This is a genomic window from Sorangium sp. So ce367, from assembly GCF_051520455.1.
GTDB lineage: Bacteria > Myxococcota_A > Polyangia > Polyangiales > Polyangiaceae > Sorangium > Sorangium cellulosum_B.
This window is the reverse complement of the sequence record NZ_CP150334.1, coordinates 6,558,843-6,575,550: the sequence shown is the minus strand read 5'-3', so window position 1 is coordinate 6,575,550 and position 16,708 is coordinate 6,558,843. Positions and strand designations below refer to the sequence as shown.

The 16,708-nt window shown below is 71.4% G+C and carries 5 protein-coding genes; 4 read left to right on the top strand and 1 reads right to left on the bottom strand.

Annotated features, from left to right (window positions below; all coding sequences use genetic code 11):
- Positions 1–102 precede the first annotated feature (102 nt).
- Both WME97_RS24905 and WME97_RS24900 read left to right on the top strand, forming a co-directional pair.
- Positions 103–5,274, top strand: coding sequence for an nSTAND1 domain-containing NTPase (locus tag WME97_RS24905; RefSeq protein WP_437540591.1), 5,172 nt, complete (start codon positions 103–105; stop codon positions 5,272–5,274).
- 60 nt (positions 5,275–5,334) lie between these two features.
- Entirely contained in the window at positions 5,335–10,470 is a 5,136-nt protein-coding gene (locus WME97_RS24900) for an nSTAND1 domain-containing NTPase (RefSeq protein WP_437540589.1), read from the top strand.
- A gap of 50 nt (positions 10,471–10,520) precedes the next feature.
- On the opposite strand, the gene WME97_RS24895 is transcribed toward WME97_RS24900, so the two are convergent.
- On the bottom strand, positions 10,521–11,780 hold the full coding sequence (locus WME97_RS24895; protein ID WP_437540587.1) for an MFS transporter: 1,260 nt from the start codon (positions 11,778–11,780) through the stop codon (positions 10,521–10,523).
- Positions 11,781–12,022: 242 nt separating this feature from the next.
- On the opposite strand from WME97_RS24895, the gene WME97_RS24890 reads away from it, so the two are divergent.
- Positions 12,023–14,425, top strand: coding sequence for a hypothetical protein (locus tag WME97_RS24890; RefSeq protein WP_437540585.1), 2,403 nt, complete (start codon positions 12,023–12,025; stop codon positions 14,423–14,425).
- A gap of 47 nt (positions 14,426–14,472) precedes the next feature.
- Positions 14,473–16,692, top strand: coding sequence for a hybrid sensor histidine kinase/response regulator (locus tag WME97_RS24885; RefSeq protein WP_437555490.1), 2,220 nt, complete (start codon positions 14,473–14,475; stop codon positions 16,690–16,692).
- Positions 16,693–16,708: the final 16 nt, after the last annotated feature.

The window sequence follows — 16,708 nt, the reverse complement described above, 5'->3', positions numbered from 1 at the left end:
TACAGATCTGGTAACAAGATGCCACGATGAACAAGGTCTCTGCATGGAGACCACTGGAGCGTCGAGTGGCCTGAAATCGTAGGAAAGAGAGCGGAGGCTGTGATGAACCGGGGGATCCTCGCGCCAGGGAGCGTATTTCAGGGCCGCTACGAGATCTTGTCGTGCTTCCGGGCGAGCTGCCGATCGGTCGTCTACAAGGGGCGGCTGATCGAGGGCGGTCAGCCGGTCGTCCTTCAGAGCACCCGCGTGGTTCGGGACGGAGACAGGGCGCACCTCGTGCCGCGTGGCGCGGCGCGGTTCCTGCGGGAGATGCGTTGTCGCGTGCCGCTCCATCCCTCCCGTATCGTCCGGCCCACCGACTGGGGGCGCGCTGGCGAGGGGCAGATCTGCGCCGTGTTCGTCGATTCGGAGGCGCCGATCGGCCTGGCGGGGAGCGGCCAGGAGGGGCAGCAGCAGGCGAGCGGCGACGCCGTGGCCCTGGCGCGGCGGCCGCCGGACTGCCCGATCGCGAGCGGCGCTCCTGGCGAAGCGGTCGCGAGCACGCTCGTGCTTGCCGGCGTCGCGCCTCTCGCGTCCGCGGACGCCCCGACCCGCCCGATGTCCGTGGCGCAAGCGCCGGAGCACGCTCTGCTGCCGGGGCAGGGTAGGGAGACGCAGGCGGGAGCGCTGCCGACCGAGCGCGCGCCGGGCTCCGCGCTCGCGGATGTTGGCGGCACGATCAAGCACTACGAGATCATCCGCAAGCTGGGGCAGGGGGGGATGGGGATCGTGTACCTGGCTCGGGACACGAAGCTAGGGCGGCTCGTGGCGATCAAGCTCATGCTCGCGTACAGCGGGCAGGGGATCGAGCGCTTTCTGGCCGAGGCGCGGGCCACGGCGCGCTGCCGTCACGAGAACATCGTTGTCATTCACGAGGTGGACGAGCTTCACGGATCCCCGTACATGGTGCTCGAGTACATCAAGGGCTGCACGCTGGCCCAGCGGCTAGAGCAGCGCGAGCTCCCCGGCGCGCCAGGGCCGTCCAGCCCGATGTCGCCCGGCCAGGTGGTGGAGCTGATGATCCCGGTGGTTCGCGCGCTGGTTTGCGCGCACGGTCTGGGGATCGTCCACCGCGATCTGAAGCCGGAGAACATCCTCATCGATGACGCAGGATGTATCAAGGTGCTCGACTTCGGGATTGCCAAGCAGCTCGATGTCCAGGCGCTATCGACGATCTCGGGGGCGCGGGCGGCGCTCGCCGGAGGCGATGGTCAGGGGCATCAGAGTGGGCTCGCTGGAACGCCGCGCTACATGTCGCCCGAGCAATTGCTGGGCGAGGACATCGATCCTCGCAGCGATCTCTGGGCCATGGGCATTCTGCTGTACAGGCTGCTCATCGGGGTGCACCCGCTCGACCCATTCTCGGTCGCGCGGCTCGCGGACATCGTGAACGTCGACGTCCCCATGCCCCGCGTCAGCGCGAGACGCCCGGACGCGGGCACGCTCGGCGACCTCGTCGACCGGTGTCTGAAGAAGCGGAAGGACGAGCGGATCGGCTCGGCCAAGGAGCTGCTTGCCGAGCTGGAGGCGCTGCTGCCCGGTCGCGAGGCGCCCGAGCTGGGCGAACGAGAGAGCCCGTTCGCGGGGTTGTCTGCGTTCCAGGAGTCGGATTCCGCGCGGTTCTTCGGCCGCGAGCGCGACGTCGTCGCCATGACGGCGCGGCTCCGCTACCAGCCGCTGATCACGGTCGCCGGCCCCTCCGGGGCGGGCAAGTCGTCGTTCGTGCGCGCGGGGGTGATCCCGGCCTTGAAGCGCTCGACCGCGCGGTGGGAGATGTTCATCGTGCGGCCAGGGCGCCACCCGCTGTCGGCCCTGGTCGATGTGCTCGTGCAAGTGGCCGAGTGCGAGGACGCGGGCGCGCCGGCGGGCCCGGCCGAGCTTGCGGACCACGACGGGCTCGTCGCCACGCTGCGCGCGCAGCCGGGTTATCTGGGCGCTCGGCTGCGCGCGTGTTGCCGCCGTGAGGGGCCAAGGCACCATGTCCTGCTCTTCGTCGATCAGTTCGAGGAGCTGTACACGCTCGGCGCGAGCCGCGAGGAGCGGGCCGCGTTCGTGGCCTGTCTGGAAGGCGTGGCCGACGACGCCTCTTCACCCCTGCGCGTGCTGCTCGCCATCCGCTCGGATTTCCTCGATCGCATGGCCGGGGACCACCCCCAGCTGACCCACGTGGCCCGCGGGCTCTCGGTCCTGCCGCCTATAGGGCGCGAGGGGCTGCGCGACGCCTTGACGAGGCCGATCGACGCGGCCGGTCATCGCTTCGAGACCGCGGAGATGGTCGACGACATGCTGGACACGCTGGAGAGCACGCGCAGCCCCTTGCCGCTGCTGCAGTTCACGGCCGCGAAGCTGTGGGAGGCGCGGGATCGCGAGCGTCGGACTCTGACGCGAGACAGCTACGAGAAGCTGGGCGGCGTGGCCGGCGCCCTGTCTGCGCACGCGGATGCGGTACTCTCGGCGCTGCCGGTGCGCGAGCAGCGGCTGGCCCGGGCGGTGCTCGTGCGCCTGGTCACGCCCGAGCGCACGCGCGCCGTGGTGAGCGTGGATGAGCTCAGCGAGCTCGCTCAGGACGCCGACGGGGGCCGCGCTGGAGGCGCGATCGCGCAGGTGGTCCAGCACCTGGCTGGCGCGCGGCTGCTGCTCATCGAGACCGGCGGCGAGCGCGAGGGGACGACGGTGGAGCTGGTCCACGAGTCGTTGATCGAAAGGTGGGCAAGGCTGGGGCAGTGGCTGGCTGAGAGCGAGCAAGACGCGCAGTTCCTGGCCCGGCTGCGCGCCGCGGCCCAGCAATGGGAGGCGAGCGGCCACGCGGAGGGGCTGCTCTGGCGTGATCGTGCGGCGAAGGAGGCTCGAGCGTGGCGCGAGCGCCGTCGCGCTGCGCAGGGCGACGACTGGCGCGTTGGGCTCGGCAAGCGCGAAGAGCGCTATCTGTTGGCCGTCGTGGCCCTGTCCGAGCGCGCGCGGCGTCTGCGGCGGCGGCTCGCCATGGGGGTGATCGCGACGCTCGGCGCGATTGCTCTGATGGTGTCGTTCCTCGCGGTTCGCGCCGACCGGCATGCGACGCGCGCCGAGCAGCAAGCCGCGCGCGCCGACCAGCAAACGGCCCGGGCGCAAGCCGAAGCCCGTGAAGCGCGCAACGCCACCCGCATGGCCGCGGCGCGCGAGCTGCAATTGGATCCCACGACGGTGCTCGCGATCTTGCGGGAGGTCGAGCCGCCCAATGTGCCGCGAGGATGGGATTTTCTCGCGCGCTGGGCGCTGCACAGCTGGGTCGCTCGCGTGGTGTTCACCCATCCGGATTTCGTCCTGCGCGCGGCCTATAGCCCCGACGGCAAGCACATCGCCACGGCCTGCGCGGACAAGATCGTACGGGTGTGGAACGCGGATGGCACGGGCGAGCCCCTGGTCTTTCGTGGCCATGAGGCGCCGGTCAACTCGGTGGCGTTCAGCGCCGAGGGCAGGCGCATTGTCACCGCGTCGGATGACAGGACCACGCGGGTGTGGAACGCGGATGGCACGGGCGAGCCCGTTGTCCTTCGGGGACACGAGGATGGGGTGCTCTGGGCGGCGTTCAGCGCCGATGGGAAGCGAATCGTCACTGCATCTCTGGACAGCACCGTGCGGGTGTGGAACGCGGATGGCACGGGTGAACCCCTGGTCCTGCGTGGCCATGAGGATCGGGTCTATTCAGCGGCGTTCAGCCGTGGCGGCGAGCGCATCGTCACCGCGTCCTTCGACAGGACCGCACGGGTATGGAACGCGGATGGCACGGGCGGGCCCTTGGTCCTGCGTGGTCATGAGGATGTCGTCGATTCGGCGGAGTTCAGCCCCGACTGCAGGCGCATCGTCACCGCGTCGTGGGACAAGACTGCGCGGGTGTGGAACGCCGACGGCACGGGTGCGCCCGTGGTCCTCCGAGGGCACGAGCACGGGGTCCTCTCGGCGACGTTCAGCCCTGACGGCAAGCGCATCGTTACTACATCCTATGACAAGACTGCGCGGGTGTGGAACGCGGATGGTCCCGGCGAGCCCCTGGTCCTGCGCGGTCACGAGGATGGGGTCCTCTCGGCGGCGTTCAACCCTGACGCCAGCCGCATCGTCACTGCATCCTATGACAGGACCGCGCGGGTGTGGGACGCCGAGGGGGCGAATGAGCCGCTGCCCCTTCATGGTCACCGGCATTGGGTCAACTCTGCGGCGTTCAGCCCCGATGGTCGACGCATCGTCCCCGCGTCCTTCGATGGCACCGCGCGGGTGTGGAACGCCGATGGTACGGGCGAATCGCTGGCCCTGCGTGGTCACGAGGGGGTCGTCTACTGGGCGGCGTTCAGTCCTGATGGCAGGCGTATCGTCACTGCATCTGATGATAAGACCGCGCGGGTGTGGAACGCCGACGGCTCAGGAGAGCCCCTGGTGCTCCGTGGTCACGAGAACAGGATCCGTGCGGCGGCGTTCAGCCCCGACGGCAAGCGCATCGTCACGGCATCCTGGGACAGGACGGCGCGGGTGTGGAGCGCCGACGGCTCAGGAGAGCCCCTGGTGCTCCGCGGTCACGAGAACAGGCTCCGTTCGGCGGCGTTCGGCCCCGATGGCAAGCGCATCGTCACCGCGTCCTATGACAGGACGGCGCGAGTGTGGAATGCCGACGGTACGGGTGAGCCCGTGGTCCTCCGGGGTCACGAGCACTCGATTGCTACGGCGGCGTTCAGCCCCGACGGCAAGCGCATCGTCACGGCGTCGTGGGACAAGACGGCTCGTGTGTGGAATTCCGACGGCACGGGTGAGCCCGTGGTCCTCCGGGGTCATACGCACTGGGTCAATTCTGCGGCATTCAGCCCCGACGGCAGGCGCGTTGTCACCGCGTCTCAGGACGGGACCGTGCGGGTATGGACTGCCGATGGTACGGGCGAGCCCTTGGTTCTTCGCGGCTCCGATTCGCCGGTCAATGTCGCGGCATTCAGCCCCGATGGCAAGCGCATCGTCGCTGCGGCCGACGAGAAGACCGTGCGGCTGTGGACCGACCTCGAGCCGCTCCACGGCGTCGATGACCCGAAGCTATGGACTGCGACGACCTACTGCATGCCCATCGAGCGGAGGATCGAGCTCCTCCGCGTGCCGGAAACTACGGCGCGAGCCCACCAGCAGGCCTGTCTGCGTAGCGTCGAGGAGGCCCGGGCGGTCGCCCCGGGAGCTCCGCCGGACTCGACTGTCCAACCCAACGGCGCTCGGTTGCGATGAGTGCAACTGTGGTAACAAGATGCCACAGCCGGCGCACGAGGCGGCAGCGATCGGGGGGACATGATGAACCGGGGGATCCTCGCGCCAGGGACGGTGTTCCAGGGCCGCTACGAGATCTTGTCGTGCTTCCGGGCGAGCAGCCGAGCGGTCGTCTACAAAGGGCGGCTGAGCGAGAGCGGTCAGCCGGTCGTCCTTCAGATCATCCGCCTGGCTCGCGAAGGAGAGGGCGCGCTCCTCGCGCGGCGTTGCGCGGCGCGATTCCTGCGAGAGATGCGTTGTTGCGTGCAGCCCCATCACCCCCGCATCGTCCGGCCCATCGACTGGGGGCGCGCCGGCGAGGGGCAGATCTATGCCGTCTTCGTCGATCTGGACGCACCGATCGGCGTGGAGGGGAGCGGGCAGGAGAGCCGGGAGCCGAGAGAGCAGGCGAGCGGCGACGCCGGGGCTCCGGCGCGGCGACAGCCGGACTGCCCGATCTCGAGCAGCGCTCCTGGCGGAGGGATCGCGCGCACACTCGCGCTCGCCGGCGTCGCGCCCGCGGAGGCCCCGACCTACCGGATGCCTGAGGCGCAAGCGCGGGAGAACGCGCTCCTGCCGGCGCAGGATTCGAATACGCGGGCGGGAGCGACGCTGGCGGAGCGCGCGCCGGGATCCACGCTCGCGGACATCGGTGGCACGATCAAGCACTACGAGATCATCCGCAAGCTGGGGCAGGGGGGCATGGGTATCGTGTACCTGGCCCGCGACACGAAGCTCGGGCGCCTCGTGGCGATCAAGCTCCTGCTCGAGTACAGCGGGCCCGGGATCGAACGCTTTCTGGCCGAGGCGCGGGCCACAGCGCGCTGCAGGCACGATAACATCGTCGTCATCCACGAGGTGGACGAGATCCTTGGACACCCCTACCTCGTGCTCGAGTACGTCAAGGGTCGCACGCTAAGCCAATGGCTGGCTGAGCGCGAGCACCCCAGCGCACCCGGGCCGCTCGCCGCCGTCAGGCCGGGCAACCCGATGGCGGCCGGCCTGGTGGTGGAGCTGATGATTCCGGTGGTTCGTGCGCTGGTCTGCGCGCACGAGCTCGGGATTGTTCACCGCGATCTCAAGCCGGAGAACGTCCTCATCGATGAGGCAGGATGTATCAAGGTGCTCGACTTCGGGATTGCCAAGCAGCTCGATGTCCAGATGATGTCGACGATCACGGGCGCGCGGGCGGCGCTCGCCGGAGGCGATGGCCAGAGCCATCGGAGCGCGATCATCGGCACGCCGGCCTACATGTCGCCCGAGCAATTGCTGGGCGGGTACATCGATCGTCGCAGCGACCTCTGGGCCGTGGGCATCCTCTTGTATACGTTGCTCACGGGGGCGCATCCGCTCGACCCGTTCTCGAGCGGGCGGCTCGCGGACATCGTGAAGCTCGACGTCCCCATGCCCCGCGTCAGCGCGCGGCGCCCGAACGTGGGGGCGCTCGGCGCCCTCGTCGACCGGTGCTTGAAGAAGCGGAAGGAAGAGCGCATCGGCTCGGCCAAGGAGCTGCTCGCCGAACTGGAGGCGCTGCTGCCCGGTCGAAAGGCGCCCGAGCTGGGCGAAGGAGAGAGCCCGTTCGCGGGGCTGTCGGCGTTCCAGGAGTCGGACGTCGCGCGCTTCTTCGGCCGCGATCGCGACGTCGCCGCCATGGTGGCTCGGCTGCGCCATCAGCCGCTCGTCACGGTCGCCGGCCCCTCCGGAGCGGGCAAGTCGTCGTTCGTGCGGGCGGGGGTGATCCCGACCTTGAAGCGCTCGAGCGACGTGTGGGAGACGTTCATCCTGCGCCCGGGGCGCCGGCCGGTGTGGGCGTTCGTCGATGTGCTCGCGCAGGTGGCCGAGTCCGAGCTCTGCGAGCACGACGGGCTCGTGGCGACCTTGCGCGCCCAGCCTGGCTATCTGGGTGCTCGGCTGCGAGCGCGCTGTCGCCGTGAGAGGACAGGGCACCATATCCTGCTCTTCGTCGATCAGTTCGAAGAGCTCTACACGCTCGGCGCCGCGCCCGAGGAGCGGGCGGCGTTCGTCGCCTGCCTGGAAGGCGTGGCCGACGACGCGTCGTCGCCCCTGCGCGTCCTGCTCGCCATTCGCTCGGATTTCCTCGATCGCATGGCCGAGGACCACCCGCTCATGACCGACCTGGCCTGCGGGCTCTCGTTCCTGCCGCCCATGGGGCGCGAGGGGCTGCGCGATGCCTTGACGAGGCCGCTCGATGTGGCCGGTCATCGCTTTGAGACCGCGGAGATGGTCGAGCACATGCTGGACACGCTCGAGAGCACACGAAGCCCCTTGCCGCTCCTGCAATTCACGGCCGCGAAGCTGTGGGAGGGGCGGGATCGGGAGCGCCGGCTCTTGACCCGGGACAGCTATGAGCAGCTCGGCGGCGTGGCCGGTGCCCTGTCCGCCCACGCGGATGCGGTGCTCTCGGCGCTGCCGATGCGCGAGCAGCGGCTGGCCCGGGCGGTGCTTTTGCGCCTGGTCACACCCGAGCGCACGCGCGCGGTGGTGAGCCTGGACGAGCTCTGCGAGCTAGAGACCGACGGCGACGGGGGCACTGGCGAGGCGATCGCGCAGGTGGTCCAGCACCTGGCCGGCGCGCGGCTCCTGCTCATCGAGACCGGCGGCGCGCGCGAGGGGACGAGCGTGGAGCTGGTCCACGAGTCCTTGATCGAAAGGTGGCCCAAGCTCGGGCAGTGGCTCGCCGAGAGCGAGCAAGACGCGCAGTTCCTGGGCCGGCTCCGCGCCTCGGCCCAGCAGTGGGAGGCGAGCGGACACGCCGAGGGGCTGCTCTGGCGCGATCGCGCGGCGGAGGGCGCCCGAGCGTGGCACGAGCGCCGCCGCGCCGAGCTGGGCGCCGAGTGGCGCGTCGGGCTCGGCAGGCGCGAAGAGCGCTATCTCCTGGCCGTCATGACCCTCGCCGAGCGCGCGCGGCGCCTGCGCTGGCGGCTGGCCATGGGCGCGATCGCTACGCTCGGCGTGATTGTGCTCGTCGTGTCGTATCTGGCGATTCGCGCTGAGCAAGCTACGCGTGCCACCCAGGAGGCGGCTCGTGCGTATGCAGACGCCCTGCGAGCGCGCAACGCCACCCGCATGGCCGCAGCGCGCGAGCTGCAATCCGATCCCACGATGGTGCTCGCGATCTTGCGCGAGGTCGAGCCGCCGGATGTTCCGCGCGGGTGGGCCATGCTCGCGCGCTGGGCGCTGCACAGCTGGGTCGCTCGTGCGGTGTTCACTCATCCGGACGTTGTCAAGTGTGCAGCGTTCAGCCCCGACGGCAGGCGCATCGTCACCGCGTCCTCTGACAAGACTGTGCGGGTGTGGAATATCGATGGCTCGGGTGAGCCTCTGGTCCTTCGGGGTCATGAGGACGTGGTTTACTCCGCGGCGTTCAGCCCCGACGGCAAGCGCATCGTCACCGCGTCCTCTGACAAGACAGCGCGGGTGTGGAATATCGATGGCTCGGGTGAGCCTCTGGTCCTTCGGGGTCATGAGGACGTGGTTTACTCCGCGGCGTTCAGCCCCGACGGCAAGCGCATCGCCACCGCGTCGGATGACAAGACAGCGCGGGTGTGGAATATCGATGGCTCGGGTGAGCCTCTGGTCCTTCGGGGTCATGAGGACGTGGTTTACTCCGCGGCGTTCAGCCCCGACGGCAAGCGCATCGTCACCGCGTCCTCTGACAAGACAGCGCGGGTGTGGAATATCGATGGCACGGGCGAGCCCCTGGTCCTTCGGGGTCATGAGGACGTGGTTTCCTCCGCGGCGTTCAGCCCCGACGGCAAGCGCATCGCCACCGCGTCGTATGACAAGACAGCGCGGGTGTGGAACGCTGATGGCACGGGCGAGCCGCTGATCCTTCTGGGTCATGAGGACGTGGTCTACTCTGCGGTGTTCAGCCCCGACGGCAAGCGCATCGTCACTGCGTCGTGGGACAAGACGGCGCGGGTGTGGAACGCCGATGGCACGGGCGAGCCTCTGGTCCGCCGCGGTCACCAGGATGTGCTCTGTTCGGCGGCATTCAGCCCTGACGGCAAGCGCATTGTCACCGCGTCGTATGATATGACCGCGCGGGTGTGGAATGCTGATAGTGCGGGCGAACCCCTGGTCTTTCGTGGGCATGAGAATATGGTCGTTTCGGCGGCATTCAGCCCCGATGGCAAGCGCATCGTCGCCGCGTCCTTGGACAAGACAGCGCGGGTATGGAACGCCGACGGCACGGGCGAGCCCCTGGTCCTTCGGGGTCACGAGCACGAGGTCGTCACTGCGGCGTTCAGCCCCAACGGCAAGCGCATCGCCACCGCGTCGTATGACAAGACAGCGCGGGTGTGGAACGCCGATGGCACGGGCGAGCCCCTGGTCCTTCGGGGTCACGAGGCGCAGGTCCACTCTGCGGCATTCAGCCCCGACGGCAAGCGCATTGTCACTGCGTCATGGGACAAGACGGCGCGGGTGTGGAACGCCGACGGTTCAGGAGAACCCATTGTGCTCCGTGGTCATGAGGATCGGGTCTATTCGGCGGCGTTCAGCCCCGACGGCAAGCGCATCGTTACTGTGTCGCGCGACAAGACGGTGCGGGTATGGAATGCCGACGGCGCGGGCGAGTCCCTGGTCCTCCGGGGGCACGAGGCTCTGATCTGTTCCGCGGCGTTCAGCCCCGACGGCAAGCGCATCGTCACGGTGTCGCGTGACAAGACGGTGCGGGTATGGAATGCCGACGGCACAGGCGAGCCGCTGATCCTCCGGGGGCACGAGCACTGGGTCCTGGGAGCGGCGTGGAGCCCCGATGGCAAGCGCATTGCCACCGCGTCCCAGGATGAGACGGTGCGGGTATGGAATTCCGATGGCACCGGCGAGCCGCTGGTCCTGCACTGCTCCGATTCCCCGGTCAATACCGTGGCATTCAGCCCCGATGGCCAGCGCATCGTCACCGGGTCCGACGACAAGGCCGTGCGGCTGTGGACCGATCTCGAGCCGCTCCACGGCGTCGATGACCCGAAGCTGTGGACCGCGACGACCTACTGCATGCCCATCGAGCGGCGGATAGAGCTTCTCCGCGTGCCCGAAGCCACGGCTCTAGCTCACCAGCAGGCCTGCCTGCGCCGCGTCGAGGCGGCTCGTGCCGCCGGCTCGGGATCACCGCCGGACGCGGCTGAACTACCGAGCGGCGCCGCCGGCCAATGACGAGCACCCCTCCATCGAGCGCATGCTCATGCCCGCGGATCAGCGCGCCCTCAAGCCGCCCGCAGCCGCCACACCGCGGGCCGCAGCAGCAGGAGCGGCGCTGCGAAGCCCGCGATGACGAACGCCCAGACCGTCGCCTCCACGCCGAGCCGCCCCGCGAGCCAGCCCGCCGCCAGGGTGCCCGCCGGCAGGAGCGCCCCGGTGAGCACATGGAGCGTTGCATCGACCCGGCCGAGCACGTGCAATGGCAGGATGGATTGCCGGGCGCTCACCGCGTGGATCATGAACGCCATGAGGAACGCGTCCCCGATGAGCTGGTGCACCACGAGGGCAGGCACCGCGAGCCGCCCGAGCTGCGTGGCCAGCGGGATGAGCGCGCAGCTGGCTTGACTCATGAACAGGCTGAGGATCATCGCCGGCCCGGCGCCGAGGCGTCGGCCCAGCCAGCCCGCGAGGAAGCTGCCGCCCAGCGCGCCGATGCCGCCCACGCTGATGATCAGCCCGACCGTTGTCGTGTCCAGCCGCAGGTGCTCCAGGAGATAGAGCATGTACAGCGCGGAGAAGACCCCGCCGAGCAGGAGGGCGTGGGCGGCCATCGCCAGGAACGTCGCCCCGACCACGGGGTGGCCCAGGCCGTGGCGCAGCCCGACCCGGAGATCCTCGACCAGCGAGGCGCCCCCATCGCCTCCGCCGCCCGCGGGGACGGCCGGCGCCTCCGCCGCCCGGATGCGCCCGAGGAGCGCCGCCGACACGAGATACGACAGCGCGTCCACCACCATCGTCACCGGCGCCGTCAGCGCCTGGATCAGGATGCCCGCGGCGCCGGGGCCGGCGATCTCCGCGGCGGCCTCGGTCCCCTCCAGCCTGGCGTTTGCCTTGACCAGGTGGTCCTGCCCCACCAGCGCCGGCACGTAGGCGTTGTCGGCGATCTGGAACAGGGAAGTGGCCATGCCCACCAGCGCGGCCACCACGGAGAGCTGGAGCAGGGTGAGCGTGCCGGTCCAGGCCGCGATCGGGACCGAGAGGATCAGCGCCGCGCGCGCGAGATCCGCGCCGACGAGGAGCGGCCGCTTGCGCGAGCGATCGACGAGCCCGCCCGCGAAGAGCCCCACGAGGACGGCCGGCGCGGTGGACACGGCGGAGAGGACCGCCACGCCCGACGCGTCGGCCCCGAGGCTCACGATGGCGATCACGGGCAGCGCCGTGCGGCTGACGCGACTGCCGACCGCGCTCACCGCCTGCGCCGCCCAGAGGCGCAGGAAATCGGGATGATGTGAGAGGCCGGCGGGGGGAGGGGACGGAGGGGACATCGTCTGGGGCGTGAGCAGAGCAGAAAAGAGGAGGGAACGAGAAGCGCGCACTATCGAACGCGGCTGATCGGCGGCCATGCGATCACCGCTCACGGTGTCGTCGGGTCCTCGGAAGACACCGCCGTCCTCCCCGGACCGTCCATCGAGAACGCTGCTCGCTGGATTGCGCCGGGGCGCCCGCATCCCGCTCGCCTCTCCGGGCAGGCGCGGCTACGAAGGCAGCCCTGGAGTCCCACGCGACCATGCCCACGCTGCTGCGTTCACCGGCCACCAGGCTCGGCGCCGCGCTCGTCGCGATCGCGATGGCGCTCGTCGGCTTCCTGCCCCTCTTCGACGGCCCCGGCTACGAGAGCGCGCTCGCCGCCGGCCTGATCGTCCCGGGCGCCGCGGCGATCGTGACCGCCCTCGACGTCGCCGCGCATCGGCCGCCGCCTGTCGAGGCGTTCCGCCGCGGCGTCGCGAGCGGCGCCCTGCTCGCGGTCGTCGCGTACGCCACCACGCTGGCGCACGGCCTGCGCGCCGGCTTCTGCGATGTGCTCGGCGGCTCGGCGCACTTCGCCCTCGGACCCGGGCTCGGCGCGGCGCTCGGCGGCGCCTGGGGCGCCGTCGCGGGCGAGCTCGCCGCCGGCATCCGCCGCGACGACGCCGCGCCTCCCCGCCCGGCGTGGCGGCGCCGGCTCATCGCCGTCCTCGCGGCGCTCGCCGCCCCCCTCGGCGCGATCGGCGTGAGCGCCGTCCGCTTCTACACGAGCCCGATCGTCTTCGCCTACGACCCCTTCGCCGGCTTCTTCAGCGGCACCCTCTACGACACGGTCGTCGACGCGTCCGGGCTGCTGACGTACCGCGCGGGGACGCTGGCCACCCTGTTCGCCGCGTCGGCGCTCGCGCAGCACCTCGTGCACGACGCGGGCGGGCGGGTGTCGTTCCAGCCGCAGGGCCGGCCCGGGCTGCTCCTGCTCGGCGTCGCGAGCGCCGCGCTGAGCGCCGCGACCGTCCTGGAGGGCGCGCGCCTCGGCCACTTCCAGACCTCCGAGAGCATCGCGGCCGAGCTCGGCGCGCTCTCGAAGGGCCAGCGCTGCGAGGTCGTCCACCCGCGCGGCCTGCGCGAGGCCGACGTCCAGCGCTTCGTGCGCGAGTGCGACGCCCACATCGAGGCCGGCGAGCGCTGGCTCGGGGCGCCCGCGGTGGTCGACGGCGCGCCGCTCCGGGTCCGCGCCTACCTGTTCGAGAGCGCGGCGCAGAAGGGCGCGCTCATGGGCGCGTCGCGCACGTACGTCGCGAAGCCGTGGCGCCGCGAGGTGTACCTGCAGGCCGCCGGCTACCCGCACCCGACGCTCGGGCACGAGATCATGCACGTGCTCGCCGGCGCCTTCGCCCGCGGCCCGTTCAAGGTCGCCGGGCGGCTCGGCGGGTGGCTCCCCGACCCGGGGCTCATCGAGGGGATCGCCGTCGCCGGCTCGCCAAGGGAGGGCGAGGACCTGAGCCCGCGCGCGTGGGCCAAGGCGATGAAAGATCTCGGGATCTTGCCGCCGCTCGCGCGCCTGTTCGCGCTGGGCTTCCTCGCCGAGAACTCGTCGACCGCCTACACCGTGAGCGGCGCGTTCGTCGGCCACGTGCGCGCGACGTACGGCGCGGACGCGGTGCGCGCCTGGTACGGCGGCAAGGCGCTGCCGGAGATCACCGGCGCCTCGTGGGAGGTGATGGAGCGCGCGTGGCACGCCGATCTCGACGCGCTCACGCTCCCCGACGCGGCGAAGGCGCAGGCGAAGGCCCGCTTCGATCGGCCGGCGCTCTTCGAGCGGCGCTGCCCGCACGTGGTCGACGCGTGCACCCACGAGGCGGAGGCGCTGCGCGCGCGCGGCGACCACGAGGGCGCGATCGCCGCGTACCGGCGCGTGCTGTCGCTCGACCGGAGCCCCGCGCCGCGCATCGCCATCGCCGAGACGCGGCTCGCCAGCGACGCGCCCGGCGAGCGGAGCGAGGGGATCCGCGAGCTCGAGCGCATCGCCGGGGACGGGTCGATCCCGCGCCACCTGCGCGACCGCGCGGCGGAGCGGCTCGGCGACGTCGCGCTCGCCGCGGGCGACCGGGAGCGCGCCGCGTCGTGGTACGGCGAGGTCGCCGGCCGGCTCGTCGACGAGGACCGGCTCAGGACGCTCGACGTGAAGATCGCCGCCGCGAACGACGAACGCGCCCGCGCGGCCATCGTCGAGCTGCTGATCGGCACGCGCGGCGGCGCGCCCGACAGGATCCGTGCGGCGGAGCTCCTCGGCGCATGGGCCGCGCAATCCCCCGGCGACGGCCTGCCGAGCTACCTGCTAGGCCGCCATTACCTGAGCGACGGCCGCTTCGATGAGGCCGCCGATCGCCTGGATCGGGCGCTCGCGGCCCACCTGCCCGTCCAGCGGGTCTGGATCGAGGCCGAGCGGCTGCGGCTCGTTGTCGCGTGCGGCGTCGAGGACGTCGAGACCGCCCGCAGGATGTTCGCCCAGTACGCAGCGCACGACGGGGCCGCCGGCACGGGGCCGGCCGTGAGCGAGGAGCGCCGGGACGCCGCCCTCCGCCTGCTCGAGCGCTGCGCCGGCGCGGCGGCCCGGCCTACGTCCCCGGCGACCGCAGGCGACCCGCCGGCCGGAGAAAAGTGAAGAATGCCTCTCGTCCCTGCGCGCCGACGTGGTGAGATGTCGTGGAAATGCACGCAGAGCCTGCGAGCGAGAGGGTTGGCCGCCTCGTCGCGTTGAACGCCGTCCTCACCGTCGTGGCCCGCCACTCGAACCTGCTCCTGCCGAGGCCGTTCGAGGAGCTCGCCGGGGCCGTCGGCCGGTTCGCCGCGTTCCAGCTCTTCGCGGTGGTGTTCCCGGAGCCGGAGGGCGGGCTCCGCGCGTACTCGGTCTTCCGCGGCGACGCGCTCGCCGCCGCGCCGTTCGGCGCGCGCCTGCCGGCGCCCGCGGCGCTCTTCCGGCGGGTGTTCGCCGAGGGCGAGCCGTTCTCCTGCGACGACGCCCGTGCGGGGAACGCCCTCGCCCAGATGGGCGCCAGCGAGGGGTGCCTCTCGTACGTCGCGCTCCCGGTGCGGGCCGCGCCTCCAGGCGCCGAGCCCGGCCACCCCGCCGCGCGCTCCGCGCCGGCCGGCGCCGGCGCCGGCGGCTTCGGCTGCCCGATCATCGCGGCGCTCGTCGTCGGCTACGGGGACGCCGGCGCGGCGGCCTCGGCGCCGATCCCGCTCCTCGAGGAGATCGCCGACGCGCTCGGCGCCGGCCTGGATCGCTCGCTGCGCGTCGTCGCCGGGGAGCGTGAGGCCGCCGAGCGGCTGCTCAGGATCCGCGAGCTCGAGGAGCAGCACCGGAACCTCCTCGACAACGCGCCGCTCATCATCTTCCGGCTCGATCCCGAGTCCGGCGAGCTCTCGTTCCTGAACCGGCACGCCGAGCGGCTCCTGGGCGTGCCGGTGGCCGAGGCGCTCAGGACGCCGGGCTTCCTCGGGGAGGCCCACGCCGACCCGGAGGGCGTGATGTGCTTCGAGGACGCGGTCGCGCGGGCCAAGCTCGGGGCCCCGTCGGCCTCCTACGAGGCGCGCCTGCGGCGGCGGGGCGGCGACGCGATCACCGCGCGCGGCACGGTGTACCCGCTCGTCTCGGATCGCGGCCGCGTGGTGGCGATCGAGGGCGTCCTCGCGGACGTGAGCACCGAGCACGCGGCGCGCACGCGGCTCATCCAGGTCGATCGCCTCTCGACGCTCGGCACGCTCGCGGCCGGCGTGGCGCACGAGATCAACAACCCCGCGGCGTTCATCCTGCTCGGCCTGGACATGCTCGATCGCCTCCTGCGCGGCCCGAACGTGCGCATGGAGGGCAGCGCCGCCTCCAGCGCGTCGGAGCTCGTGAAGGAGCTGCGCGACTCGATCAAGCGCATCGTCGACATCGTCCGCGATCTCAAGCTGTTCGCGAGCCCGCCGCAGCCCGAGGGCTCGCGCCGCACGCTGACGGACGCGAACCGCACGGTCGATTCCGCGCTGAGCCTCACGCGCGGCCAGATCATCGAGCGGGCGCAGATCGTGAAGAACCTGTCCGAAGTGCCGCCGATCCTCATGGATGACGGCCGGCTCGGCCAGGTCATCGTGAACCTCCTCGTCAACGCGGCCCAGGCGATCCCGAAGCCGGGCTCGAAGCACGAGGCCCGCGATCAGACGGTGACGGTCGAGACGCGGAGCGACGGGGAGACGGTCGAGATCGTGGTGAGCGACACCGGCGCCGGCATCGCGGAGGAGAACCTGCCGCGCATCTGGGCGCCCTTCTTCACGACGAAAGGCCCGGAGGTCGGCACGGGGCTCGGGCTGTCGATCAGCCGCGAGATCATCGAGCGCGCGGGCGGGCAGATCACGGCGGAGAGCCCCGTCCCGGGGAGCGTCCCGCCGGGCGGCGCGCGCTTCATCATCTCGCTGCCCGCGGCGGGGCGGACGGACGAGGCGACGCCGAGCGTCTCCCCTGTGCCGCGGCTCGTCTCGAAGCGGGTGCGCGTGCTCGTGGTGGAGGACGAGGCGTCGCTCGCCCGCGCGCTGTCCGAGCAGCTGGGCCGCGTGCACGAGGTGGCGCTCGCGCCGAGCGCCGACGCCGCGATGGGGATGCTCGCGGGCGGGCAGCGCTTCGACGTGGTGCTCTGCGATCTGCGCATGCCCGGCATGTCGGGCGACGTCTTCTACACCCGGATCCGCGAGAGCGATCCCGTGCTGGCCCAGGGGTTCATCTTCATGACCGGCGTGGGCTTCGGCGCCGATGTCGAGCGGTTCCTCGCCTCGTCGGGCCGCCCGCTCCTGGAGAAGCCGTTCTCCGCCGAGGACGCGCTCTCCGCGATCGCCGAGGTCGTCTCCGCGAACTCCGCGCCCCGCCCGGAGTCGCGCGACAGCAGCAGGTAAGAGGCGCCCGCGCTGT

Excerpts from the sequence above, each read along its gene's own strand:
- WME97_RS24905 (WP_437540591.1), top strand. The coding sequence starts at position 103 with ATGAACCGGGGGATCCTCGCGCCAGGGAGCGTATTTCAGGGCCGCTAC.
- WME97_RS24895 (WP_437540587.1), bottom strand. The coding sequence starts at position 11,780 with ATGTCCCCTCCGTCCCCTCCCCCCGCCGGCCTCTCACATCATCCCGAT.
- WME97_RS24900 (WP_437540589.1), top strand. The coding sequence starts at position 5,335 with ATGATGAACCGGGGGATCCTCGCGCCAGGGACGGTGTTCCAGGGCCGC.
- WME97_RS24890 (WP_437540585.1), top strand. The coding sequence starts at position 12,023 with ATGCCCACGCTGCTGCGTTCACCGGCCACCAGGCTCGGCGCCGCGCTC.
- WME97_RS24885 (WP_437555490.1), top strand. The coding sequence starts at position 14,473 with ATGCACGCAGAGCCTGCGAGCGAGAGGGTTGGCCGCCTCGTCGCGTTG.